This is a genomic window from Paraglaciecola psychrophila 170 (assembly GCF_000347635.1).
Classification (GTDB): domain Bacteria; phylum Pseudomonadota; class Gammaproteobacteria; order Enterobacterales; family Alteromonadaceae; genus Paraglaciecola; species Paraglaciecola psychrophila.
The window spans coordinates 1-25,462 of the sequence record NC_020514.1 but is presented as its reverse complement, the minus strand read 5'-3'; the positions used below and the strand labels follow the sequence as shown (position 1 = coordinate 25,462).

The 25,462-nt window shown below is 38.3% G+C and carries 20 protein-coding genes; 13 read left to right on the top strand and 7 right to left on the bottom strand.

Annotation, left to right across the window (positions count from 1 at the left end; all coding sequences use genetic code 11):
- Positions 1–8: 8 nt before the first annotated feature.
- A complete protein-coding gene (locus tag C427_RS00100) occupies positions 9–1,085 on the bottom strand; it encodes a LysM peptidoglycan-binding domain-containing protein (protein ID WP_007634742.1) in 1,077 nt (358 codons plus the stop codon).
- A gap of 207 nt (positions 1,086–1,292) precedes the next feature.
- Here C427_RS00100 and def point away from each other — a divergent pair, with 207 nt between their 5' ends.
- The 6 genes from def (at position 1,293) to C427_RS00070 (ending at position 6,928) form a co-directional block, all read left to right on the top strand.
- Positions 1,293–1,802 carry a peptide deformylase gene (gene def, locus C427_RS00095; RefSeq protein WP_007634741.1) on the top strand — a complete coding sequence of 170 codons (510 nt, stop codon included), beginning with the start codon at positions 1,293–1,295 and terminating at the stop codon, positions 1,800–1,802.
- A 7-nt stretch (positions 1,803–1,809) separates the two neighbouring features.
- Entirely contained in the window at positions 1,810–2,754 is a 945-nt protein-coding gene (gene fmt / locus C427_RS00090) for a methionyl-tRNA formyltransferase (protein ID WP_007634740.1), read from the top strand.
- A gap of 10 nt (positions 2,755–2,764) precedes the next feature.
- The gene (gene rsmB / locus C427_RS00085; RefSeq protein ID WP_007634738.1) at positions 2,765–4,090 is read left to right on the top strand and encodes a 16S rRNA (cytosine(967)-C(5))-methyltransferase RsmB; all 1,326 of its coding nucleotides are present in this window, start codon (positions 2,765–2,767) and stop codon (positions 4,088–4,090) included.
- 25 nt (positions 4,091–4,115) lie between these two features.
- Positions 4,116–5,495 carry a Trk system potassium transporter TrkA gene (gene trkA, locus C427_RS00080; RefSeq protein WP_007634736.1) on the top strand — a complete coding sequence of 460 codons (1,380 nt, stop codon included), beginning with the start codon at positions 4,116–4,118 and terminating at the stop codon, positions 5,493–5,495.
- Between the two features lie 256 nt (positions 5,496–5,751).
- A complete protein-coding gene (locus C427_RS00075; RefSeq protein WP_307527597.1) occupies positions 5,752–6,057 on the top strand; it encodes a hypothetical protein in 306 nt (101 codons plus the stop codon).
- A gap of 52 nt (positions 6,058–6,109) precedes the next feature.
- Positions 6,110–6,928: a complement resistance protein TraT gene (locus tag C427_RS00070; RefSeq protein ID WP_007634733.1), complete on the top strand. Its 819-nt coding sequence runs from the start codon at positions 6,110–6,112 to the stop codon at positions 6,926–6,928.
- Positions 6,929–6,942: 14 nt separating this feature from the next.
- Here C427_RS00070 and C427_RS00065 read toward each other — a convergent pair whose 3' ends face one another.
- The gene (locus C427_RS00065) at positions 6,943–8,394 is read right to left on the bottom strand and encodes a TrkH family potassium uptake protein (protein WP_007634731.1); all 1,452 of its coding nucleotides are present in this window, start codon (positions 8,392–8,394) and stop codon (positions 6,943–6,945) included.
- 724 nt (positions 8,395–9,118) lie between these two features.
- On the opposite strand from C427_RS00065, the gene polA reads away from it, so the two are divergent.
- Positions 9,119–11,869 (top strand): DNA polymerase I, encoded by a 2,751-nt coding sequence (gene polA / locus C427_RS00060; RefSeq protein WP_007634730.1) that lies wholly within the window; start codon positions 9,119–9,121, stop codon positions 11,867–11,869.
- Between the two features lie 362 nt (positions 11,870–12,231).
- Here polA and yihA read toward each other — a convergent pair whose 3' ends face one another.
- Complete coding sequence (gene yihA, locus C427_RS00055) at positions 12,232–12,840, bottom strand: ribosome biogenesis GTP-binding protein YihA/YsxC (RefSeq protein ID WP_007634726.1); 609 nt, start codon at positions 12,838–12,840, stop codon at positions 12,232–12,234.
- Between the two features lie 205 nt (positions 12,841–13,045).
- Here yihA and C427_RS00050 point away from each other — a divergent pair, with 205 nt between their 5' ends.
- The 6 genes from C427_RS00050 (at position 13,046) to C427_RS00025 (ending at position 19,304) form a co-directional block, all read left to right on the top strand.
- On the top strand, positions 13,046–13,669 hold the full coding sequence (locus C427_RS00050) for a c-type cytochrome (RefSeq protein WP_015430221.1): 624 nt from the start codon (positions 13,046–13,048) through the stop codon (positions 13,667–13,669).
- 479 nt (positions 13,670–14,148) lie between these two features.
- Positions 14,149–14,658, top strand: coding sequence for a Der GTPase-activating protein YihI (yihI, locus tag C427_RS00045; RefSeq protein ID WP_007634724.1), 510 nt, complete (start codon positions 14,149–14,151; stop codon positions 14,656–14,658).
- Between the two features lie 17 nt (positions 14,659–14,675).
- Positions 14,676–15,116 (top strand): DUF2489 domain-containing protein, encoded by a 441-nt coding sequence (locus C427_RS00040; protein WP_007634723.1) that lies wholly within the window; start codon positions 14,676–14,678, stop codon positions 15,114–15,116.
- Positions 15,117–15,835: 719 nt separating this feature from the next.
- Positions 15,836–16,741 carry a glycine--tRNA ligase subunit alpha gene (gene glyQ / locus C427_RS00035; RefSeq protein ID WP_007634722.1) on the top strand — a complete coding sequence of 302 codons (906 nt, stop codon included), beginning with the start codon at positions 15,836–15,838 and terminating at the stop codon, positions 16,739–16,741.
- Between the two features lie 2 nt (positions 16,742–16,743).
- Complete coding sequence (gene glyS, locus C427_RS00030; protein WP_007634721.1) at positions 16,744–18,810, top strand: glycine--tRNA ligase subunit beta; 2,067 nt, start codon at positions 16,744–16,746, stop codon at positions 18,808–18,810.
- Positions 18,811–18,860: 50 nt separating this feature from the next.
- Positions 18,861–19,304 (top strand): early set domain-containing protein, encoded by a 444-nt coding sequence (locus C427_RS00025; RefSeq protein WP_007634720.1) that lies wholly within the window; start codon positions 18,861–18,863, stop codon positions 19,302–19,304.
- Between the two features lie 58 nt (positions 19,305–19,362).
- Here the strand turns inward: C427_RS00025 and gyrB are convergent, their stop codons facing one another.
- The 4 genes from gyrB to dnaA are packed head-to-tail and all read right to left on the bottom strand — an operon-like array spanning position 19,363 to position 25,430.
- A complete protein-coding gene (gene gyrB, locus C427_RS00020; protein ID WP_007634719.1) occupies positions 19,363–21,783 on the bottom strand; it encodes a DNA topoisomerase (ATP-hydrolyzing) subunit B in 2,421 nt (806 codons plus the stop codon).
- A gap of 4 nt (positions 21,784–21,787) precedes the next feature.
- Positions 21,788–22,876, bottom strand: a complete 1,089-nt coding sequence (gene recF, locus C427_RS00015) for a DNA replication/repair protein RecF (RefSeq protein ID WP_007634717.1) — start codon at positions 22,874–22,876, stop codon at positions 21,788–21,790.
- Positions 22,877–22,904: 28 nt separating this feature from the next.
- Positions 22,905–24,008: a DNA polymerase III subunit beta gene (gene dnaN, locus C427_RS00010; protein WP_034898507.1), complete on the bottom strand. Its 1,104-nt coding sequence runs from the start codon at positions 24,006–24,008 to the stop codon at positions 22,905–22,907.
- Between the two features lie 18 nt (positions 24,009–24,026).
- Complete coding sequence (gene dnaA, locus C427_RS00005) at positions 24,027–25,430, bottom strand: chromosomal replication initiator protein DnaA (protein WP_007634713.1); 1,404 nt, start codon at positions 25,428–25,430, stop codon at positions 24,027–24,029.
- Positions 25,431–25,462: the final 32 nt, after the last annotated feature.

The window sequence follows — 25,462 nt, the reverse complement described above, 5'->3', positions numbered from 1 at the left end:
AGCTAATTCTAAGGCTTTGCTACTATCATTCCTCTTTTTATAACTTTAGCTGATTTAGTAATAAGTGCATAACTTGCTACATCAAAAGCTTTAAATACAATAACCTCGCCAACCTTTATAGCGGGCTGAGAAATTTCATCTCCTTGATTAAAAGCACTACGGATCATGTCAGTCTCGCCCTCATATTTGGGTTGCTTACTGTCAATAATTCTTGGTCCTTGACTGTATATGCCCATGATGGTCCCAGCAGAAACTTGATCAGCCCCAAGATCCAGCACCACCACATTATATTTGCCCAACAAGTTATGTTGCTCTAAGTCATCAATAATATAGCCAGTTTGATTTGTCGCGGCAGTGAGCAATATTTCTTGTAGTTCGGTTGCAACAGCAGGAATGATCTTATCACCTCGCTTAACCTCTAATTTAGCTTCTAATATCTTAATTAGATTTTGGTTACCTAGGTCAGCATCCATTAACTTAGCATTAGCTAAATGACGAATCTGTAAACCGATAAAATTGCCGTCCATGTCGTAAAGCTCATTTTGCTTCCGGACAATGTTTAAGTTCTCTTTACTACGCCGAGAGGCTTTTCCAAGTACTAAGTTGTCAGTAGCAAAGCGCACGGCCCCTTCATGGTCGCCCAATACATAAGGATAACGATCATAAGATTGTTGCGACATAATCATCTCGTTTTCTATATAAGGCTTAATGACTGACCACGGCAGTGCGGTGATAGCCTCAGGCGTTTTAAACGATTTAGCCCCTTCAGGAGAAAGCTTAATTTCAGGTTTTACTGAATCTCTGGCTACCTCTAGAACAGTTTCACCCTTTTCATTTTTAACTAAGCGTAACTCATCACCGGGGTAAATAAGATGAGGGTTGGTTATATGTACGTTGGTGCGCCACAGCTGTGGCCATTGCCAAGGCATATCCAAATACATATTGGATATATCCCACAACGTATCACCTTTTTTTACTACATAAACTTCGGGAGCGGTTTCTTTTACTAAAATGCTGTCTGCTAAAACATATAATGGCATGAGCACCAACAGCATCAGCAACCTAATTAATTTTTTGCTCGTCATTCTTATATACACCTTGATGCAGTGACTATTATGTTTTGGATCGATTTACGTTAGAATAGCTTAGGTAAAACCGTATTAAATAGTCAATTCTATTTGATCGTATACTATATAATACACAGGCCAATAGTAACTCTCTCACTGTAGCGTAAAGTTACTATTGGTTACATTAGTTCCTGAGTCCGAAACTCATTATAGTTGAATAATACAATGGCAATATTAGATGTATTGCGCTTTCCTGATGAGAGGTTGCGCACGGTAGCAAAAAAAATAGAAAAAGTTGATAAATCCATAACCGCAATAATCGCTGATATGTTCGACACCATGCGTGATGAAAACGGTATCGGCTTAGCTGCGACTCAAGTCGACGTTCATAAGCAATTGGTAGTGATGGATGTATCGGAAAATCAAGATGCACCTATGGTTTTCATCAATCCTGAAATCACCCAAAAAGAAGGTAAAACCATCAGCGAAGAAGGTTGTTTATCTGTGCCGAATAATTATGCGCAAGTAGAAAGAGCTGAAAAAATCACTGTTTCTGCTCTTGATAAAACAGGCGAACATTTCACTTTAGAAGCAGATGGCTTATTAGCCATCTGTATTCAGCATGAATTGGATCATCTAAAAGGCAAATTATTTGTGGATTATTTATCCCCGCTTAAACGCCAGAGGATTAAAACCAAGTTAGAAAAAGAAGCCCGACTTGCGACAAAAGGCTAAAATACAATTGAATAACCCGTTAAAAATAGTATTTGCTGGAACACCAGAGTTTGCAGCATTACATTTACAAGCACTGATAGACTCTGAACATGATGTTATTGCGGTATACAGTCAACCAGACCGCCCAGCTGGTCGAGGTAAAAAGTTACAGGCCAGCTCAGTAAAAAAATTGGCTCTTAAATATTCAATCCCTATATTTCAACCTCAATCGTTGAAAACAGAAGAGGCACAACTTGATTTAGCTGAATTACAAGCAGATATCATGATAGTGGTCGCATATGGATTGATCTTACCAAGTTCTATTTTAGGAACTCCAAAACTGGGTTGTCTCAACGTGCACGGTTCTTTATTACCAAAATGGCGAGGAGCTGCGCCAATTCAACGTTCAATTTGGGCGGGTGACAGCGAAACCGGTGTGACAATTATGCAAATGGATGAGGGCCTCGATACAGGCGCTATGTTGTTCAAGCAGTCACTTGCCATTACCAAACAAGATACCAGTGACAGCTTATATCAAAAATTAGCTGAGATTGGTCCTAAGGCGTTAATTGAAACATTGAACGCACTAACTAAATTACAACCTCAGATCCAAGATAATGAGCTGGCCACTTACGCAAAAAAATTATCAAAAGAAGAGGCCAAAATTAATTGGGATTTACCTGCAGAACAACTTGAAAGAAACATTCGTGCATTTAATCCATGGCCAGTCGCTTTTTTCTCGATTAACGACTCCAATATAAAAGTATATTCGTCTGATGTTGTTAAAAACGAAAATCCTGATATCCCAGCTGGCCAAATTATTCACGCAGATAAAAAAGGCATTTTAGTGACCACGGGTAATCAGAGTTTATTGTTGACAACGTTACAACTTCCCGGCAAAAAACCAATGCCAGCCGCCGATGTGCTGAACGGCAGAGCAGATTGGTTTGCAGTAGGTGTTTCACTAATATGAAATGTTTTTTATGAATACGCAGTCAAAAGGCTCCCATTACAATCATTTTAATTTACGTGCTGATGCGGCTAAAGTATTACACCAGATATTAGAAGAAGGACAATCCGCGAGGGAATGTTTACCTGCTGCGCAATTACCACATAAGGAACAAGACAAAGCGTGGCTGCAAGAGATGGTCTATGGTGTTTTACGAAATTTACCTATTTTGCAATTTTGGCTTAGACAGCTTCTTGATAAACCTTTAAAGAATCGCTTCAAAATTGTAGAGCAATTGATTATGTTGGGATTTTATCAGTTAGCTTTTAGCCGAGTCAGTCAACATGCGGCTGTGTCTGAAACAGTTGCGGCATGTCAGCCGCTCAATACACACGCCATGAAAGGTTTAGTGAATGCCATATTGCGAACATTTATTAGAGAAGAAATATCTAAGCAAGAAGCTCCAAGTAAACAAATAGCGTCAGGGTTACCTAAATGGCTGTACAAAAAACTCGAGGCCGAATATAAAAATGGCTTTGCTGAATTAGCGGCGAACATGCAAGTAAAGGCGCCAATCTGGCTTAGAGTTAACACTCGCAAAATATCCCATGCACATTTTTCTGAAGAACTTGAAAAAGCATGTATAGAATATACAGTTTCATCCGAACATCCAGAAGCCTTGGTATTATCAAAGGGTTATGACGTCACTAGCTTACCCGGTTTTGATTTAGGATGGTTTGCTGTACAAGATGGTGCTGCGCAACTTGCAGCCCATTATCTTAAGCCAGAACAAGCAGAAACTATCCTAGATTGTTGCGCGGCTCCGGGGGGTAAAACATGTCATATAATTGAATTCCAACCCAACTTAGCAAAAACAGTGGCTTTAGAAATAGATAAAAAACGCGCTATTAGAATAGAAGAGAACTTGGTCAGGTTAGGTCACAACGCTGAGATTATAGTAGGTGACGCAAGCACGCCTGAAAATTGGTGGGATGGGCAACTATTTGATCGGGTGTTACTTGACGCTCCTTGTTCTGCTACTGGTATTGTTCGCCGCCATCCTGATATTAAATGGTTACGAAAAGCCAAAGATATAGATGTATTGGTGAGCCTGCAGAAGAAAATATTAGATGCTATTTGGCCGCTCATTAAACCCGGCGGAATGATGCTTTATGTTACTTGCTCTGTTTTACCCGAAGAAAACTATTTACAAATACGTGACTTTTTATCTCGAAATACTAATGCATTGTTAGATGATACTTTTTACAACGATTCGGTGGAAAACCCCGGCAAACAGATTTTACCGGGAGATCAACAAATGGATGGTTTCTACTATGCCAGACTGCTAAAATCACAGTAATAATAATAAGGCTTAAATACCACGAATGAAGATAATTATCCTTGGTGCTGGCCAAGTTGGTGCCACTTTGGCTGAAAATTTGGTTGGTGAAAAAAATGAAATCACTGTCATAGATTCAAACCCAGATACTTTAAGACACCTGCAAGACAGGCTAGATTTACAGGTTGTGGCCGGCATGGGTTCACATCCAGATGTTCTCAAAAAAGCAGGAGCAGAGGATGCCGACATGCTTATTGCGGTAACCAACAGTGATGAAAGCAACATGATGGCTTGTCAGGTTGCTTATAGTTTGTTTAAAACGCCGACTAAAATTGCTCGTGTTCGTTCAGAACAGTACATTATTTACCAAGAACAACTTTTTAAGCATCAAGACGTTCCAGTCGATCACCTTATTGCTCCAGAACAATTAGTGACAAAGGCCATAAAACGCCTGATAGATTATCCAGGTGCATTACAAGTAGTTGAATTTGCCGATGGTAAAGCTAGCCTCGTAGCGGTTAAAGCTTATTACGGTGGTTTATTGGTAGGTCATGCACTTTCTACTCTAAAAGAACATATCCCTAATGTTGAAACGAGAGTGGCTGCTATATACCGCAGAGGTAAACCAATCCGCCCGCTTGGCACAACTATTATTGAAGCTGATGACGAAGTGTTTTTTATAGCGGCTACAAAAAACATTCGTGCGGTCATGAGCGAGCTACAAAAACTAGAATCAAGTTACAAACGGATCATGATTGCAGGGGGAGGGTTAATAGGAGCCGGTCTAGCCAAGATGCTAGAGCACAATCACAATGTAAAATTAATTGAGTTCAACCCTGAGAGAGCTAAATATCTCTCTGCGCATTTAGATAAAACCATTGTGTTTGCTGGTGATGCCTCAGATCATGAGTTATTGACTGAAGAAAATGTTGAGCAGGTTGACGCTTTTATCGCTGTGACCAACGATGACGAAGCCAACATTATGTCAGCCATGTTAGCCAAGCGACTTGGCGCTCAAAAAGCCATGGTTCTGATCCAACGCGGAGCCTACGTAGATTTAGTACAGGGTGGAGAAATTGATATCGCTTTTTCTCCACAACAAGCCACCATATCTGCACTCTTAACCCATATTAGACGAGGGGATATTGTAAACGTCTACTCTTTAAGAAGAGGTGCAGCAGAAGCCATTGAAGCTATCGCCCATGGAGATAGAAACACTTCCAAGGTAGTTGGACGAGAAATCCGCGAAATAAAACTTCCTCCAGGCACCACCATAGGTGCAATAGTCCGTAGTGAAGAAGTCATCATTGCCCACGGTGACACAAAAATTGAAGCTAATGATCACGTTATTCTTTTTCTAGTTGATAAGAAGTTTGTTAGTCACGTAGAGAAACTATTTCAACCCAGTGCATTCTTCTTTGGCTAACAATTTGTATTACTCGCCCGCAAGCTGAATAAAAAGATATTGGTTAGTATAAAAAATAAGCGGCCTATACAAAATAATAACTTTCCAAGGTTATTATTTTGTACTACATTAATTAAGCTAATTTACATTGATGTATAGCAGATATTTAAGATTAAAATTTTAGGGACGAAATTTATGAAAAAAATATACTTTCTTTTGCCGTACTGAACACCATCCTAAATACACATCAAATAAGTTTCTTTTATACTCTTTTGGCATATTTTACACGCTTGTCATATCTTCATTTTCTTTTGCACATCAAGAAAATTCAGAAGAAGATGCGCTGGCTTTAATGCAAGATCAACTCAATCAAGAAGTCATGTCTAAACCTTTTTTAGCAGAGAAGCCAAAAGAAGTTGATGCTTATGTTAAAGACATGATGGCCAAAAAGGTTACTCCTCCCGAGTACTCTGGGACTTATTGGCGACCAGGATATACATGTCGAAACTTATTGCGCCATAGCTGGACACAATATCGTAACTGCCGTTATTATCACCGTTATCACGGTCGGTATTATTACTGATACTAGGTATTTTATTGTTATCGCAAGAAATACAAAAACCAACTCATAAAAAATGGAAAACATTACGACTCAAAGGATAAAGCAACTCAAAATTTCTGTGATTGCTGTCACCGCACTTATTTTATCTGGCTGTGCAGCGCTTCATACGTCAATTGCAAAAAAAGACTTAGATGTTCAAACGAAATTCAGTACTTCTATTTTCGTAGATCCTGTGCCCCCAGAAAAAAGAAAAATTTATTTAGAAGTGCGGTCTGCTGTACAAGAGTTCGATCGTAATGCTTTTAGAACAGCACTTATAGAACAAATCACTAGTAGTGGAAATGGTTATTCTCTAGTCGATAGCCCTTCGGATGCACAATATAGTATGAGTGTATTTGTTCGTAATTTAGAAAAAGCATCGCCATCAGCCGCGAGTAATTATTTAAAGAGTGGTTTTGAAGGTGTATCTGCTGGTGCTGCTCTTAGTTACGCAACGGATGGTGGATATCGAAATGCAGCGGCAGGAGGCATTATTGGAGGCTTAGTATCAACAACAGCTAATGCATTAGTTAAAGATGTAACTTATTTATTAGTGGCTGACATCCAAATAAAAGAAAAAGCAGCTAAAGGGGTCATTGTGCGTAAAGACTCAAAAATTAACGCTGAAATTTCAGATGACGGTGCTTCTACACAGACTATGTCAGAAATCAGTAACAAAAAGGAATATCGTACTCGAGTTGTCACTACTGCAAATAAAGCCAATTTAGAACTCGAAGAAGCTCAACCCCTTATGTTTAGTAAAACAGCCTACACTATGGCGTCGTTTTTTAGCCTACTATATAGAGGTATAAAAACAGCACATCAACGCTACTATTTATGCCCCTATATTTGACGTAAAATAAATGTTTAGCTTCGCCAAAAAGTAGGGGAAAAAAGTACTAACAATGAAAACACTTCTAATCTACCGAACAGCATTGCTATTATTAACAACCACTTTCCGCTATCAGACACATCAGCATATGTAGCAGCCACTTCGCCTAAGCCTGGTCCTAAATTATTAAGAGTTGCAGCTGTTGCACTAAAAGCTGTGACGTCGTCCATACCTGTAGCGATAAGACCCACCATAATAATGACAAAGATCATGGCATAAGCTGAAAAGAATCCCCACACAGCTTCAACGACTCTGTCTGGCAGCGCCCTTTCTCCTAACTTCACCGAATAAACCGCCTTAGGGTGAATTAAACGGTCGACCTCTCTTTTGCCTTGTAAGTATAACAAGAACACTCGAATAACTTTTAATCCACCTCCTGTTGAGCCTGCACATCCACCAATAAAACTTGAGAAGATTAACATGATAGGCAAAAACACCGGCCAATTCGAGAAGTCTGTAGTGGTGAAGCCCGCAGTTGTGCTCACAGATACAGATTGAATTAAGGCTTGGTCGAAAGCAATCCCAGCATCTGAGTACCAACTAAATTGCATTAGCACAATAAAACAAATCAACACTAAGCTAACTTGTATGACAAAAAATACTTTTAGTTCTGGATCGCGAAAGTATCCCTTTAAGGAACGCCCACTAGCAGCAGCGTAATGCAGAGCAAAGTTTAGCGCCGCAATCCATAGGAATATGACACAAACTATATTCACACCCACACTATTAAAATGACCTAAACTTGCATCATAGTTACTAAATCCCCCTATAGCGATGGTTGAAAATGCATGGCAAATTGCATCAAACCAATTCATACCCACTACCCAAAACGCTAAGGTACAAAATATAGTGAGAGATAAGTATATGTACCAAAGATGTTTGGCTGTATCTGCTATCCTTGGTGTCATCTTAGAATCCTTTACAGGTCCAGGCGTCTCTGCTCTATATAATTGCATTCCCCCCACACCTAATATAGGTAAGATTGCCACCGCAAGAACAATGATACCCATGCCACCGAGCCATTGAAGTTGCTGGCGATAAAACTGAATGGCCTTAGGCAAATAGTCGATTCCCTCAATAACAGTTGCGCCAGTTGTTGTTAGACCAGAAAAAGATTCAAAAAATGCATCTGTAGTAGACATCTGTGGCTGTTCTAATAATAAAAATGGTAATGCACCAAAACTAGCCAAAACAGTCCAGAATAACACCACAATTAAGAACCCTTCCTTGGCCCTTAAGTCATTTTTATAACTTCTATTGGGATACCAAATAGCTAACCCCGTGATTAAACATAAAAGAAATGCCAATAAAAATGGTAGGCCACTGCCATCTTCATAGATAACGGACACAATTGCCGGAGGAATCATGGTGACACTGAATAAAGCAACAAGAAGCCCCAAAATCCGAATAATATTACGATATTGCATGCTTTAGTTTTGAACCAAAATAGAACCGCCACTCAGCACGACCGGCAAGTTTAGGGGGAAAAAGTTTAACGTTAAGTAAATCATTGAATTAACTATTTTTCTTGTGATTATTGTTTGCTGCAAACCAAAAGTTTAATTCAAAAAAAGCTAACTTTTAATTATGATCACGTATTTATTAACAAGATAACAGAAAGATCGTGGCCTTCGAAAGTATTTCGACAAAATTTGACAACAATTCCGATTTGTTAAAAACAAAGGCGCATAATTTTGTTTGCAAGTGCTTACTTACATAAATTCAAATGAATTTCTTACTTATTCCTAGATAAAAATGGCCTACAGAATAGACAAATCATGGCTTATATTTTTTTGTCCATATCTAGCCTTAAATGTAACTTAAAATAATTTAAAAATGTTCTTTTCTAGTGTCCAACTTGCGTGTATCTTCTATCCTGTTTTTATAGTTACATTAGCTAACTATAAAAACTTATCCACAAAACACTTGTCATAAAATTTTTATTTTTTAAATTTTAAACTATTCATAAGCACATGTTTATTATATGTTTTTTATTGTTGCTTAACATGTGCACCTACCAAAAAATAAATTGTCTATCACATTATCTACATAGTTATCCACAGATTTCGTTCTGGACTAGTGATAAATGCTACCACTTATGACACTCTTTCAAATTCACAAACTTATAAAATAAATATATGGGCACATCTTATGGCATCTGCAACAAAATCTCCCTCTAACCCACTAGTATTAGTTGATGGTTCATCTTATTTATTCAGAGCTTACCACGTGCCTTATCTGCAAGCGTTATCGACCTCTTACGGACAGCCTACTGGTGCAATTACTGGTGTGTTAAACATGATAAAGAGCCTTCAAAAAGATTATCCCGACGGTAATATAGTAGTTGTGTTTGATGCCAAAGGTAAAACCTTTCGCAATGAAATGTATGCAGAATACAAAGCCAATCGTCCACCGATGCCAGACGACCTAAGAACACAAATTGCGCCTTTGCATGACATTATCGGGGCAATGGGACTACCTTTATTAGTTATTGATGGAGTCGAAGCAGACGATGTGATTGGTACACTTGCTAACCAAGCCTCTAATCTCGGAATGGAAACAATTATTTCTACCGGAGATAAAGATATGGCACAGCTTGTTACGGCCCATGTCCGATTAATCAATACCATGACTAATGTCGAAATGGACGAAGCAGGGGTTCTGGAAAAGTTTGCTGTAAGACCCGACCAAATTATTGATTATCTAGCCTTAATGGGTGACAAAGTTGACAATATTCCAGGTGTTGACAAATGCGGACCTAAAACAGCGGCTAAATGGTTAGCTGAACATGGCACACTTGAACAAGTTATGGCCAAGGCAAGCAGTGTAAAAGGAAAAGTTGGCGAACATTTACGTAATGCATTGAGTCATCTGCCTTTGTCTTACGAATTAGCCACAATAAAATTAGATGTCGATTTACCCGAAAACGTACAAGACATAAAACCCTCTGAGATTGATTATGAAAAATTAATAACCTTGAGCACTCAATTCGAGTTGAAGCGTTTGTTAACAGAAACTCAACAAAAGATAAAACAAACATCAACCATCCAAAATGAATTACCAGAAAAACACAACGAACTAAAAGTCGATACTAATAATTATCAGACTATATTAACTCAAACCGATTTCGATACCTGGTTAGAAAAGCTTAAAGCTGCAGAATTGTTTGCATTCGATACCGAAACAACCAGCTTAAATTATATGGATGCTGAATTAGTGGGAGTATCGTTTTCTGTAGCAGAGGGTGAAGCCGCTTACTTGCCAGTTGCTCATGATTATTTAGATGCCCCTGAACAACTTAACCGAGCACATGTATTAGCCACACTTAAACCTCTATTAGAAAATCCTGATATAAAAAAAGTAGGGCAGCATCTTAAGTACGACAAGAATGTACTTGCTAATTACGACATTAATTTACAAGGCATTGCGTTCGATACAATGCTTGAATCTTATGTGTTGAATAGTGTGACTACCCGTCACGATATGGATAGTTTGGCAGAAAAATATCTCGGACAAAGCACTATTCACTTTGAAGATATTGCTGGAAAAGGTGTAAAACAAGTAACGTTTAATCAAATTCCACTCGATAAGGCATCACCCTACGCAGCCGAAGATGCAGATATAACACTAAGGTTGCACAAGGTAATTTGGCGAAAACTTAGTGAAGAAAAAGACTTAGTAAATGTATTTAAGGAAATAGAACTGCCCTTATCTCCTGTTTTAGCAAAAATGGAACAATTTGGCGTACTTATAGACAGCCAAAAACTTGCACAACAAAGTCAAGATTTAGCGGTGCGTATCTTAGAGTTAGAAAAAGAAGTACATACACTCGCTGGCGAGGAGTTTAATTTAGGCTCACCAAAGCAATTGCAGGAAATCCTCTACAAAAAAATGGACCTCCCCGTACTGAAAAAAACCCCAAAAGGAGCGCCATCAACTGCTGAAGAAGTTTTACAGGAGTTGGCTATCAATTACCCACTGCCTAAATTGTTGATGGAATACCGGGGATTAAGCAAGTTAAAAAATACTTATACCGATAAATTACCCAAGATGATAAATGCTCGAACAGGCAGAGTTCACACGTCTTATCATCAAGCGATTACGGCAACGGGTAGATTGTCATCTACAGAGCCTAATCTTCAAAACATTCCGATTCGAACTGAAGAAGGACGACGAGTTAGACAAGCCTTCATTGCCAGAGAAGGATATAAAATTGTTGCTGCTGATTATTCACAAATTGAATTGCGGATCATGGCGCATTTATCAAGTGACAAAGGTTTGTTGAATGCCTTTGCAACCGGACAAGACATTCACACGGCAACGGCTTCAGAAGTGTTTGATACACCTCTTAAAGAGGTCAGTATTGAACAACGTAGAAATGCTAAAGCCATAAACTTTGGTTTAATCTACGGTATGTCTGCATTTGGCTTGTCAAAACAACTGAATATTTCTCGTTTCGATGCACAAAAATATATGGATCTGTATTTTGAACGTTATCCATCAGTTTTGACCTACATGGAAAGCACACGACAAATAGCCAAGGAGAAAGGTTATGTCTCGACTGTTTTTGGTAGGCGTTTATACTTACCCGAAATTAATGCCAGTAATGGTATGCGCAGAAAAGGCGCAGAGCGCGCGGCGATAAATGCGCCAATGCAAGGAACTGCAGCAGACATAATCAAAAAAGCCATGTTGGCAGTTGATGATTGGATTGATACCTTACCTAATGATGATGTGCGTATGATTATGCAAGTACATGACGAACTGGTGTTTGAAATCAAAGAACATAAATTAATCGAATATAAAAACAAAATAATATCGTTGATGGAACAAGCCGTGCAGCTTGATGTGCCACTCACTGTTGAGGCTGGTGTCGGAATAAATTGGGATGAAGCTCATTAAACTTATCTAGCATTCATTTGAACTCGTAGATAATAGGACAGTATTGCATTAGGTGATTTTTGAAATGCTTCTGTAATAATGTTACCGGGTAATATATTTATAATCACTGAATGGACGCAGGCTAGAGGCAGCTTTTTAACATTAAAAACATTAAGTTATTTTGAACTTTATGTTTTAGCTAAACTCCTATCTATAGTTCATGTGTGTCCCTATGTGTTTTACCCCATTATTTAATGGGGTTTTTTTACTTGAAACACTTGAAATATATGGAAATATTCCCACGATCGAGCATCCTGTATTAACATTTTTCACGTGGTTTGTTATTATTTAGCCCTGTACAACTCGTCTAGGGCTTTTTATGGTTATGTAGCCTTCCTCTCATAGCCATACCAGCCATCTAACTTTTCTTGCAAATTTTCTAATCCAATTCCGCTTAAGGACGAAAATACATCAACAGTAACATCGCCACAAAATGCTAATGCCGCCTCTCGGGCCATCATCAGCTGGTTTTTGCGTTTACCCGATTTAAATTTATCGGCTTTAGTCAGTAGCGCAAGTACAGGTAATTCTGCTGCAACCGCCCAATTTATTAAGTCTTGATCTAAATCTTTAAAAGGGTGACGAATATCCATCAAGACGACGAGCCCTTTGATACTCTCTCTTTTTTGTAAATATTCACCCAATGATCTTTGCCATTTCTTTTTTATGGCTATTGGCACTTTTGCATATCCATAACCGGGCAAGTCTATTAACCTGCGATTTTCATCTAGCTCGAACACATTTATTAATTGTGTCCGCCCCGGCGTTTTACTGGTCCGTGCTAGCCCTTTTTGTCGAGTTAATTTGTTTAAGGCGCTAGATTTCCCGGCATTTGAACGACCGGCAAAAGCAACTTCAATTCCTTCATCGGGTCCTAGGTGTGTAATATCAGGGGCACTGATACTAAACTTTGCTTGGCTATAATGACTCACACTTACTCCTGAAAAACGCTACAAAACTATTATTTAAAATTATCGTATACATTATATCAGGGAAAAGAAGAATTATTGCGTTCTTTAAAATCAGATATAATCATAACTTATTAAATGAATTTATTTTACTGTACGTGTAAATGTGTAAAATACCCAACCAACGATTTAAAGGTAGGCAGCTAATCAAATGCTTAAAGAGATAAAGATGAAAAATATAAGTTTGCTAGTCTGTTTGTTTATGGGCTTTAGTGTATCTGCGGCTGATCAAGGGAATGCTGAAAACGGTAAGGCGAAATCTATTACGTGTGGCGCATGTCATGGCGTAGATGGAAATAGTGCGATACCTATGAACCCCAAACTTGCTGGACAACATGCAAAATATTTAGCTAAACAATTAACAGAATTCAAATTAGCCAGTCAAACAGGCGGCAAAGAAGGCAGAAATAACGCGATAATGAATGGCATGTCCGCTGCATTATCAGAACAAGACATTCTTGACTTAGCAGCATATTTTTCAAGCCAAGACGCTACACCTGGTGAATCTTCCCCAGATGCCGTCGTACAAGGTAACAAATTATATGTTGGCGGAGACTTGAAGCGAGGTATTACCGCATGTATTGCTTGTCATGGACCAAGAGGAAATGGAACAAGCTTATCTGGTTTCCCTGACATAAGTGGCCAGCATTCTGTCTATATAGCTTCTCAGCTAAAAGCCTTCCGGTCCGGTGATAGAGCCAACTCTTTAAATGGAATGATGGCCGATATTGCTAAAAGATTGACTGACGAAGATATTAAGTTGATATCAGACTACGTAGCTGGTTTACATTAACCATTTTTTCGCAATTAATAACCAATAGTCTTAGTTGCGTCTTAATATTTCAGAATATTTACAGCTAATTTGCATCTCAATTGTAAATAAGTTGTAAATTTTTGTTTATCCTGTATTCTTTTGGGCGAATAATAACAACAAGGAATTACAAGCACGTTGCTTGTCATGGAAGTAGCAAATCAGTTTGTATGATTTGCATTTTAAAGCCTCGACAGAAATATAAGGATGAACAATAAAGTATCAGGAAGATCGATAACAATAAAATAATCTTCGTAAATATTAATAATAAGTGAAGATAAAATGGATATAAGTTGTTTAGGATGAACACATATTGGGAGAAGTGTCTGCTGACACTCTGATCTACGAAGGAGCGATAGTCTACTATCGCTTTTTTTCTGTCAAAAATTCACTGTAATCACACCTGTACTCGCAAAACTAATGTAGAATCACGCCATTAATGTGCCCTACACAGGTGATCTATGGCTAGGCAAAAAAAATCTCGTAAAGTTGGCAAAATTGGTATTTCTAAAACACCTTCAAATGTGCGCAAACCCAGCGAAAAACGGGTCAGAAAACATCTTGGAAAACCTGCAGGAACTCGTAACAACGAAGCTCTAACAGTTAACCAAGACCATAAGAAGGTTAATAAAGATCCAAGACATGGCAGTAAAAAGCCTGTTAGCTTATTTGCAGAAACAAAAGAACAAAAATCAGCTACCAAAAAAGTTAAATACTTTTCTCCAACTCAGGAGCTTGCAGCTATTGAGCAAGATCCTCGTTTAGCAACACTTTTGGACAATATTGAAATAGGCAAAAAAATTGCCAGAGAAGACCAACATTTTGTAGATTTAACATTAGCAAGACACAAAGTACTATGCGAAATGCTTGGACTTACAGATGATATTGAAGAACCTGATGAACAGTCTGAACGACAAACAGATCTTTATGCACAGTTTGAAGCTATCAATATAAACGACTTTAAAGAGTAACCATTAGTTAAAAAATTATGAATATAGCTTTTATTGTTATCGCATCATCTATTGTAGGCATTCTCGCATTTTATGCTGGTTCTTTAATATTTAAATTAAGAACTCAGCGGAGGTTGCGTAACGAAAAAACACAAAAAAGAATAGATAACATCTCTGAAAGTATTCAAACCATTGCTAAAGCATTACAACAGCAACAATGTAATTTGTCAGAGGGCTGTATTAGACTATTTCATCTCTTAGAAGCGTTGCCTGTAAAAGATAAGCCTGATTTTTCTCAGAAATTTACAGGGCTTTATTCTTTGTATTATCAAGTTAAAGACCTGCCTACTCATGATGCTAGAAAGTTACAATCCAAAAAAGAAACGCTACAACAAGACCTCCAAAGAGAGGACTTAGAAGCGCAACTCGAAACCCAAATACTGAATGATGTCGCGGTTTTAACAAAGTTTGCTATTTAGTAAACATATAATATTAGCTATTGCTTTTTACTAGCTTCCAAATCGTGGTTTCACGGAAAAAAATCAACCTGCTGTATGATCGTTTATCATTCCAGCAGTTTGCCTTATGGCTCATCCAAACCTTGTGTCTACAATTGACCCTGCTTTTTCAGATACATTGCCGTATTATCGGAGCGTTCTGTCGAAGTAGAGCCCATACTTTTTGACTATTTATTAGTGGTGGTTTTATTATCTTCAAACTGCCATACATGATTCTTGAAGGATTTAGTTCAACTATATGCAAATATTCTTTAGTATTTTTATCATAGATTGGATTTTTAAACGATTTTGGACTACTTAGATATTTTCAATATTCACTCGCCCCCCGATAAGTCAAGGTTACTATTTTTACTGAGTCTAAATTATATAGCGTTAATTCATAATTAACTTTCTTTAATATCATGTTCCACCAAAGTCCTGCCTACTTCTTTATCATAATTTCCAAACAATTATAGGCTGACTTGAACAGGTCTTCCCTATTCATTGATATGATTTTGTTAATACTTATCCACACTTACTCAACTACAGCGTATTTTTTCCAATTGATATGCACTTCCACGTCTTAATAATCTTATAATCATCTTTAGGCCTACATTGAATCGACTACAAAGGTATACTCAGAGGTATTTTAAAGTTTAATTAATCGGCAAGCCCTAGAGGCAGAGGAAATGCAAGAGCATATGCAAAAGTTTGATTGTAAGACATTTCAAGGACTAATTTTAGCGCTTCAAGATTATTGGGCAAGACAAGGATGCGTGATCATCCAGCCCCTCGATATGGAAGTAGGTGCTGGTACATTTCATCCTATGACGTTCCTCAGATCTATTGGCCCAGAGCCAATAAGCAGTGCTTATGTGCAGCCTTGTCGACGTCCTACCGATGGCCGATATGGTGAGAATCCTAATCGTCTGCAACAATACTATCAGTTTCAGGTCATGCTTAAGCCCTCACCTGAGAATATTCAAGAGTTGTATTTGGGTTCGTTAAAAGAACTGGGGTTTGATCTTCTAGTACATGATATTCGGTTTGTTGAAGATAACTGGGAATCCCCCACTTTAGGCGCTTGGGGTTTGGGCTGGGAGGTATGGCTAAATGGTATGGAAGTCACACAGTTCACCTATTTTCAGCAAGTAGGTGGCATCGAGTGTTCGCCTGTTACGGGAGAGATCACTTACGGTTTAGAACGTCTAGCCATGTATATCCAAGGTGTAGACAGTATATATGACCTAGTGTGGACCAATGGCCCCATGGGAACTGTTACATATGGCGATGTATTTCATCAAAATGAAGTTGAGCAATCAGCTTATAACTTCGAACACGCTGATGTAAACGCCTTGTTTACCACTTTTGACCAATGTGAAAAAGATTGTGAAAAATTGATTGTAGCTAATTTACCTTTACCCGCATATGAGCAGGTTATGAAGGCCTCTCACGCGTTCAATCTTTTAGATGCTAGGCACGCTATTTCTGTAACCGAACGCCAGCGTTATATTTTAAGAGTAAGAACTCTTTCAAAGGCCTGCGCAAAAGTGTATTACGAAGCGCGGGAAGCTCTTGGCTTTCCAATGTGTAATAAGGAGAAGTAGCCATGCGAACTGACAATCTATTAATTGAAATTGGCACAGAAGAATTACCTCCAAAGTCTTTGGCCAATTTGGCATTAGCTTTTAGAGACAACATAAAGACAGGATTTTCTGATAACGAACTAATATTTAGTCACGTTATTTGGTATGCCTCACCAAGACGTATTGCAGTTCTAGTTGAGGGATTATCTGAATATCAAGCGGATAAACACGTTGAAAAGCGTGGTCCTGCGATTGCAACAGCATTCGACCAAAATGGTGAGCCTACCAAAGCAGCGCAAGGATGGGCACGTTCGAATGGAATTGACGTCGACCAAGCAGAACGATTAAAGACAGATAAAGGCGAATGGCTGTTGTTTAAAGCACAAGTCAAGGGACAATCTATTACGCAACTCCTTCCAGAGTTGGTTGAGAAAGCATTAAAGGCCCTGCCTATTCCTAAGCCAATGCGCTGGGGTTCAAAATCCACTCAATTTATTAGACCAATTCATACAGTGACTATGTTATACGGATCCGACCTTATACACGGCAAAGTTTTGGATGTTAATTCTGCACGATTGATAAATGGTCACAGATTCCACTGTGACGCCCCTTTTGAGCTTGACTGTGCAGATAATTACCTCAGTCAGCTTAAACGACACTTTGTCATAGCTGACCACGAACATCGTAAGTCGATAATATTAGAGCAGGTTAGGGCTTTAGCCAAGCAAGAAAACGCCATTGCAGACGTGAATGAAGAATTATTAGAAGAAGTCACATCACTGGTGGAGTGGCCTGTAGCCTTAGTCGCAAATTTTGAAGAGTCTTTTTTAGCCGTCCCTAAGGAAGCTCTCATTTACACTATGAAAGATGATCAAAAATACTTTCCTTTACTTGATGAAAATGGCCAATTAAGGTCTAGATTCATTTTTATTACAAATATAGAAAGTAAAGATCCTCAAACTATTATCAGTGGTAATGAAAAAGTTATTAGACCAAGATTAGCTGATGCTGAGTTTTTCTTTAATACTGATAAAAAACAAACATTAGCATCACGTCTTGAAAGCTTAAAAACCATATTGTTTCAGAAACAATTAGGTACCGTTTACGAAAAATCTGAACGTATTGCTTCTATGGCAAAAAGTATCGCTGTTATGTTAGGAGCAGATCAAGATGCCTCTCACAGAGCAGGTTTGTTATGTAAAACAGACTTAATGACTAATATGGTTATGGAATTTCCTGACGTACAGGGCGTCATGGGTATGCATTATGCGAGAGTAGATGGAGAAACTGAGCTTGTAGCGTTGGCACAAAACGAACAATATATGCCACGATTTGCTGGTGACAACTTACCCACATCTGATGTCAGTATATGTGTTGCCTTAGCCGATAAGATAGATACCTTAGTTGGAATTTTTGGTATAGGTCAAACACCAAAAGGTGATAAAGACCCCTTTGCCTTACGTCGAGCTTCAATTGGTGTATTACGTATAATTGTTGAAAAATCTTTGCCGCTAGATCTGAACGATTTAGTTGATGCATCGATTGCTACATTTGGTGACAAGATAAGATCTGAAAACCTTCAAACAAAAGTTGTAGATTTTGTATTGGCAAGATTTAAAGCTTGGTATGCAGAACAAGGCATTTCCACCGGAGTTGTACAAGCGGTTGCAGTTAATCGCCCTACTCGACCAGCTGATTTTGCAGCAAGAGTTGAAGCAGTTAAATCGTTCAACACCTTAGAATCTGCAGAATCACTAGCGGCAGCAAATAAACGTGTAGCAAATATATTGGCTAAAAACGTTTTTAAAGAGGAATTGTCTTTTAATAAGGAGTTGTTGAAAGAGCCTGCCGAAATAGCCTTAGCGATTAGTGTAGAGTCCGTGGAAGCACGCATTCAACCCATGCTTGATAAGTCAGACTATACTAATGCATTAATTGTTTTAGCTGAGCTAAGACAACCAATTGATGAATTTTTTGAGAATGTTATGGTTATGGCAGATGACGAGTCAGTTAAGCGAAATCGACTAACCTTATTATCAAGGCTCAGAGGTTTATTTTTGTGTTGTGCAGACATTTCAGTACTTAATTAATTTTATCCATATCTCAATTTGAAAGACATGTTTTTAGGACGTAAACCAATATGAAGAAAATAAGCTTTGTATCTGCGGTGTTTATTGCTAGCTTGCTTAGCGGCTGCGCTACAAATGTTATTGATAGCTTCACCAAAGAACAAAACTTCGATGGCCTATATCTAAGAGGTGTTTTTTCGTGGTGGGAAGCGGATGAGAAATATAAGTTAGTTGCCACCTCTGATGAAATCTATTCAACTTCTATTGAATTGATTGCTGATGGACAACCTTATGATTTTAAATTCGCAGACTCCGATTGGACACCGGGTATGAACTGCGGTTATGCCAATAGATCGGACAAGGTTATTGTTGTTGGTAAATCCGTAAGAGCCAATTGTGTAACAACTGATGAAAACTTTCGGTTCACACCATCTGAAACTGGAATGTTCCAGTTCACAATAGATTTTAGTGGATATGGCGCTCCTAAGGTATCAATTAGACTTATAACCGATTGATTTATAAACACATAATAAAAAGGCCGCTATATAGCGGCCTTTTTATATATAGCTTAAACTAGACGTCTAAATTGGCTACTTTAAGAGCGTTCTCTTCGATGAATGCTCTTCTAGGTTCAACTTGATCACCCATTAAAGTAGTGAACAGCTGATCAGCACCTACTGCATCTTCAATAGTTACTTGTAGCATTCGTCGTGAAGCTGGATCCATGGTAGTTTCCCATAGCTGACCTGGATTCATCTCTCCTAGTCCTTTATAACGCTGGATATATTGGCCACGTTTAGATTCAGACATTAACCAGTCCAACGCGTCTACGAAGGTAGAAACAGGTTTAGTCTTGTCATTACGCTTCACATAACCACCCGTTTCAATTATGCCATTGATAGCTAAATTAAGGTTCTTAAGTCGTTTATATTCGTTAGATACAATAAACTCATGATCGATACGATACTCGGTGTCTATCCCGTGCTTTCTAATAATAATGGTAATAAAAAAGTTATTTCTTTCTGAGTTATGACGTATTTCAAAAGAATATGTTGCTCCATCTGTTTCATCCAGCGTAAGCCCTTTCGTAAACTCATCTGCAAAGTTTGTTAACTTTTGCTCACTATTTACATCTTCAATATCAAGTGTAAGACTATAGACTAATTTATTAAGTATCACTTCAGGCATTAAACGACTTATACGAGCAATCATAGCCACGGTTTCTTGGTATTGTTTAACTAGGCTTTCCAATGCCACGCCTGTAATAGCAGGGGCATCTTCGTTTACATGTAATGAGGCGCTATCTAGGGCGATAGATGTAAGATACTTAGTTAAAGAATCATCATCTTTTAGGTATTGTTCCTGCTTACCTTTTTTAATTTTATATAGAGGCGGTTGGGCGATATAAATATAACCACGCTCGATAATCTCTGGCATTTGTCTATAGAAGAAGGTCAATAGTAATGTACGAATGTGAGAACCATCTACATCAGCGTCAGTCATTATAATGATTCGATGATAACGTAACTTCTCTGGGTTATATTCGTCGCGACCAATGCCACAACCTAATGCAGTGATAAGAGTTGCTACTTCTTGAGAGGAAAGCATCTTATCAAATCTAGCCTTTTCGACGTTTAAGATTTTACCTTTTAGTGGCAATATAGCTTGGTTTTTACGATTACGACCTTGCTTAGCGGATCCGCCAGCAGAGTCTCCTTCCACTATGTATAGCTCTGAAAGTGCAGGATCCTTTTCTTGGCAATCAGCTAGTTTTCCAGGCAAACCAGCTAAATCTAAAGCACCTTTTCTACGAGTCATCTCACGGGCTTTTCTGGCTGCGTCTCTGGCTCTCGCAGCATCTATAATTTTACCAACAATGATTTTACTTTCTGCAGGGTTTTCTAATAAAAACTCCTGAAGCTTCTCACCCATTGCTGTTTCTACAGCAGGTCTAACTTCTGAAGATACTAACTTATCTTTAGTTTGTGAAGAAAACTTTGGATCTGGCACTTTAACTGAAATAATGGCAGTTAAACCTTCTCTTGCATCATCTCCACTGGTACTTGTTTTTGCTTTCTTTGAAAGGCCTTCTTTGTCCATATAGTTGTTGAGCGTTCGAGTCAAAGCACCTCTGAATCCTGCTAAATGACTACCTCCATCTTTCTGTGGAATATTATTTGTGAAGCAAAAAACGTTTTCCTGATAACTATCATTCCACTGCATAGCTACCTCAACAGAAATACCATCATCACGATGTGAATCAAAATAGAATATTTTTTGATGTACTGGCGTTTTATTTTGGTTTAAATATTCAATAAAAGCGGTGATACCACCTTCATATTCAAATTTGTCAGTCTTTCCATCGCGCTCATCTTCAAGAATGATACACACGCCTGAATTTAGAAAAGATAATTCACGTAATTTCTTAGCTAAAATGTCGTAGTGAAACACAACACCTGTAAATGTACCTTCACTGGGCCAAAAACGTAAACTCGTTCCAGTGGCTTCTGATTCGCCGATAACTGCTAATGGCTGCTGTGGCACACCATGCTGATACTCTTGCTCATAAAGCTTACCTCCGCGGCGAACTTGTAGCATTAACTTCTTGGATAGAGCGTTAACAACCGATACACCTACACCATGTAAACCGCCAGATACTTTATAAGAGTTATCATCAAATTTACCACCAGCATGTAATACAGTCATAATGACTTCGGCTGCCGAGACCCCTTCCTCTTCATGAATTTCTGTAGGAATACCGCGACCATCATCTTTAACCGAGACTGAACCATCAATATGTATTTTCACATTAATACTTGTACAATGCCCCGCAAGTGCTTCATCGATAGAGTTATCTACTACCTCAAAAACCATGTGGTGTAACCCGGTTCCATCATCTGTATCACCGATATACATACCCGGTCTTTTTCTAACGGCATCAAGTCCTTTTAGTACTTTAATACTCGACGAATCATATACATTTTCTTCTGCCATCTGATTAAATCTCCTCTCTCACCTGGCCATGTTCCACGTGAAACACTTTTTTATCGTTATAGTTCTCTAAGAACTCTAGTTGTTTGATATCAATAGCTGTAACAAACAATTGAGTATCAGAAGTGTTCAATCTTGATATAAACACTTTTCTTTTTTCTTCATCTAATTCTGCACCAACATCATCCAATAGAAAGATTGAGGTCTTATCTGTCTGGGCATGTAAATACTGTGTTTGAGCAAGTTGCATACCTGCCACCAACATCCTTAACTGACCCCTAGATAAAACCTCATGTGCATTTACACCTTGGGTCTTAATACGTAGGTCTGCTTTATGAGGTCCAACGCTTAAAAAACCATTCTTTTGGTCTCGTTGCCTATTCTTTAATACAGCGTCCGATAAACTGTAACCCTTTTCCCACCCCCTATAATACGAAATTTCGAAGGAAAACTCAGGTAAAAAATCTTTTAAATTTGAATTAATAAGGTGTATTAAATGATCATTGAGTAAATTTTCTCTTTTTAGACTAATTGACTCACCCTTTTGACAAAGAATGTCATTCCAATAATCTAAACCTTGCTTTGGTTGATAGCTTTTATACAAGGCATTTAGATGCTTTAAGGACCTACTATAAACCTGAAAATCTAAATTAAAAGATTGTTCCACGTGAAACAACAACCAATCTAGATATCGCCTGCGTAACTTTGGTGAACCAAGTAATAAATCCGAGCTTTGAGGCGTGAAAATTTGGATAGGCAAATAACTAGCTAAATCTGTTGCACGGCTAGACTTATTTCCATTTATATTCACGATACAACTGTCGTTGGATAGTCTACTTATACCAAATTTTTGCTGAATACCATCCTCGATCAGTGCCGAACAAAAAACAGTAAAACCGGGTTTATCATGACTAATAACACTTTTGTGTTTATGAGTACGAAAAGAACGTGCAAAACCTAAATAATGTAAGGCCTCAAGAATTGAAGATTTGCCACTACCATTTGCACCTAAGAAAACGTTTAAACTTTCATGTGCAGTAAGTGACAAATCATTAATATTTCTAAAATGACTTATCTGGACTTTGTCCAGCTTCATAGGGAACCAAACTTCTTATAAAGACTGATTACAATCTCATTGGCATTATAACGTATAACGCAGAGTCATCCCTAGAGTCTTCTATTAATGCACTGCTATTTGAGTCAGCCAAAGTAATTCGAACGTCTTCACAGCTTAAGCCGTTCATTACATCAATTAAGTATGCGACATTAAAGCCAATTTCTAAACTATCACCCTGATAATCAACATCTACGATTTCTTCAGCTTCTTCCTGCTCTGGATTGTTGGCTGTAATTTTTAGCTCCCCATTAGACAGATTTAAACGTACACCTCTAAACTTTTCATTTGACAGGATTGAAGCTCTGGAAAAAGCGTGCTTAAGAACATCCTTACTAGACTCAATTTTTTTATCGCCATCTTTTGGCAACACACGCCTATAATCAGGGAAACGACCATCAACTAGCTTGCTAGTAAATATGAAATCAGTTGAAAAAATTCTAATGTGGTTTGAGCCAACTTGAACTTTTACTAACTTATCATTATCCTCAATTAAGCGGATTATCTCTAAGACGCCTTTACGGGGAATAATCACCTGACGGTTAGTTAATGTAGCATTTGTATAATTTAAACGACACAAAGCCAACCTATGTCCATCTGTAGCAACGGTACGAATGAGGTTATCTTCTGTCTCGAGGGACATGCCATTTAAGTAATAACGAACATCTTGCTGGGCCATACAAAAATGTGTGCTGTCGATTAGACGCTTTAAATCTGATTGAGGTATTTCGAACTCTAAATCGCCTTGCCAATCTTCGAGGTTAGGATAGTCGTCAGCAGACAATGTAGATAAACTATATTTACTACGTCCAGACTTCAGCAATGCTTTATTGGATTCAACACTAAAATCTATACTGCTGCCTTCATTAAGTCCTCTACAAATATCTAATAATTTTTTAGCTGGGACGGTAATTTCACCTTCAACGAAGTCACCACTTAAAGTGACGTTAGAGATTAATTCCACTTCTAAATCCGTCCCTGTTAGCCAGAGTGAGTTATCACTAACCTTTATTAAAACATTAGATAATATAGGCAATGTGTGACGGCGTTCAACTGCACCTGAAACTAATTGAAGAGGCTGTAAGAAATTTTCCCTACTAATGCTAAATTTCATCTTTTTACTCGTGAATTTTTATGAAGAAAGTGTGCGTATTAAATTTTGATAGTCTTCTTTTATATCATGACTTTCTTCCCTTAGCTGCACTATTTTTCTACAAGCGTGCAATACCGTGGTGTGGTCTCGTCCACCAAAAGCGTCACCAATCTCTGGCAAACTATGGTTAGTTAATTCTTTAGACAAAGCCATCGCCATTTGCCTAGGTCTGGCGACACTTCGGCTGCGCCGTTTTGACAAAATGTCAGCCATCTTAATCTTGTAATATTCTGCGACTGTCTTTTGAATGTTATCGATCGTGACTAATTTTTCTTGCAGTGCCAGTAAATCACGAAGCGCTTCACGAACAAAATCTATCGTAATAGGACGTCCCGTAAAGTTTGCATTAGCAATGACCCGGTTTAACGCACCTTCGAGTTCACGGACATTTGAGCGTAAACGTTTAGCAATAAAGAAAGCAACTTCATCAGGTAAAAATATTTTATTTTCAACCGCCTTGCGCATCAAAATGGCTACACGGGTCTCTAACTCAGGTGGTTCGATGGCGATCGTAAGACCCCAACCAAAGCGAGATTTAAGTCGGTCTTCAACACCCACAATCTCTTTTGGATAACGATCAGAAGTGAGAATTATCTGTTGATTACCTTCTAATAATGCATTGAAGGTATGGAAAAACTCTTCTTGAGAGCGCTCTTTGTTCGCGAAAAATTGAATATCGTCTATAAGTAAAGCATCGACTGATCGGTAATAACGTTTAAATTCTTCAATAGCATTATTTTGTAAAGCTTTAACCATATCTTGAACGAAACGTTCTGAATGCATATAAACAACAGTGGCATTTTTCTTTTTATCCATGATGCCGTTACCAACAGCATGTAATAGATGGGTTTTACCTAGCCCGGTACCACCATAAATAAACAATGGATTATACGCGCCACCAGGATTATCAGCAACTTGTTGAGAAGCAGCTCTTGCTAGCTGATTTGACTTACCTTCGACAAAATTATCAAATTTATAGGTTAAATTAATATTACTTTTATGCCCTGCTGCAATGGGTGCAGCCACATAAGAATTATTTATCGAGACGGGAGGTGATGTAGGTGATTGATTACTATTAGTTTGCCTATGCTGAGATACTGATAAAGGCTGACTGTTTGCACCAAAGTTTCTATTAGCGTCGACATTGACAACCTTAACTTCGAACCGTAGCTGAGGAGCTTTATCCCCACAGAATTCAGCCAACAAATTGTTAATATTCGTGAAATATTTATCTCTAACCCAATCCAAAACAAAACGGTTCGGTGCAAAAAGAGTAATATGAGCATCACCATGTTCAGCCTGAAGTGGTCTTATCCACATACTAAATTGTTGAATAGGCAAATCCTGCTGTAACCTATCTAGACACTGATTCCATATAGACATCGAGAAAAACAACTCCACCCTTATGAATAAGG

Excerpts from the sequence above, each read along its gene's own strand:
- C427_RS00100 (WP_007634742.1), bottom strand. The coding sequence starts at position 1,085 with ATGACGAGCAAAAAATTAATTAGGTTGCTGATGCTGTTGGTGCTCATG.
- def (WP_007634741.1), top strand. The coding sequence starts at position 1,293 with ATGGCAATATTAGATGTATTGCGCTTTCCTGATGAGAGGTTGCGCACG.
- rsmB (WP_007634738.1), top strand. The coding sequence starts at position 2,765 with ATGAATACGCAGTCAAAAGGCTCCCATTACAATCATTTTAATTTACGT.
- trkA (WP_007634736.1), top strand. The coding sequence starts at position 4,116 with ATGAAGATAATTATCCTTGGTGCTGGCCAAGTTGGTGCCACTTTGGCT.
- C427_RS00070 (WP_007634733.1), top strand. The coding sequence starts at position 6,110 with ATGGAAAACATTACGACTCAAAGGATAAAGCAACTCAAAATTTCTGTG.
- C427_RS00065 (WP_007634731.1), bottom strand. The coding sequence starts at position 8,394 with ATGCAATATCGTAATATTATTCGGATTTTGGGGCTTCTTGTTGCTTTA.
- polA (WP_007634730.1), top strand. The coding sequence starts at position 9,119 with ATGGCATCTGCAACAAAATCTCCCTCTAACCCACTAGTATTAGTTGAT.
- C427_RS00050 (WP_015430221.1), top strand. The coding sequence starts at position 13,046 with ATGAAAAATATAAGTTTGCTAGTCTGTTTGTTTATGGGCTTTAGTGTA.
- yihI (WP_007634724.1), top strand. The coding sequence starts at position 14,149 with ATGGCTAGGCAAAAAAAATCTCGTAAAGTTGGCAAAATTGGTATTTCT.
- C427_RS00040 (WP_007634723.1), top strand. The coding sequence starts at position 14,676 with ATGAATATAGCTTTTATTGTTATCGCATCATCTATTGTAGGCATTCTC.
- glyQ (WP_007634722.1), top strand. The coding sequence starts at position 15,836 with ATGCAAAAGTTTGATTGTAAGACATTTCAAGGACTAATTTTAGCGCTT.
- glyS (WP_007634721.1), top strand. The coding sequence starts at position 16,744 with ATGCGAACTGACAATCTATTAATTGAAATTGGCACAGAAGAATTACCT.
- C427_RS00025 (WP_007634720.1), top strand. The coding sequence starts at position 18,861 with ATGAAGAAAATAAGCTTTGTATCTGCGGTGTTTATTGCTAGCTTGCTT.
- gyrB (WP_007634719.1), bottom strand. The coding sequence starts at position 21,783 with ATGGCAGAAGAAAATGTATATGATTCGTCGAGTATTAAAGTACTAAAA.
- recF (WP_007634717.1), bottom strand. The coding sequence starts at position 22,876 with ATGAAGCTGGACAAAGTCCAGATAAGTCATTTTAGAAATATTAATGAT.
- dnaN (WP_034898507.1), bottom strand. The coding sequence starts at position 24,008 with ATGAAATTTAGCATTAGTAGGGAAAATTTCTTACAGCCTCTTCAATTA.
- dnaA (WP_007634713.1), bottom strand. The coding sequence starts at position 25,430 with ATGTCTATATGGAATCAGTGTCTAGATAGGTTACAGCAGGATTTGCCT.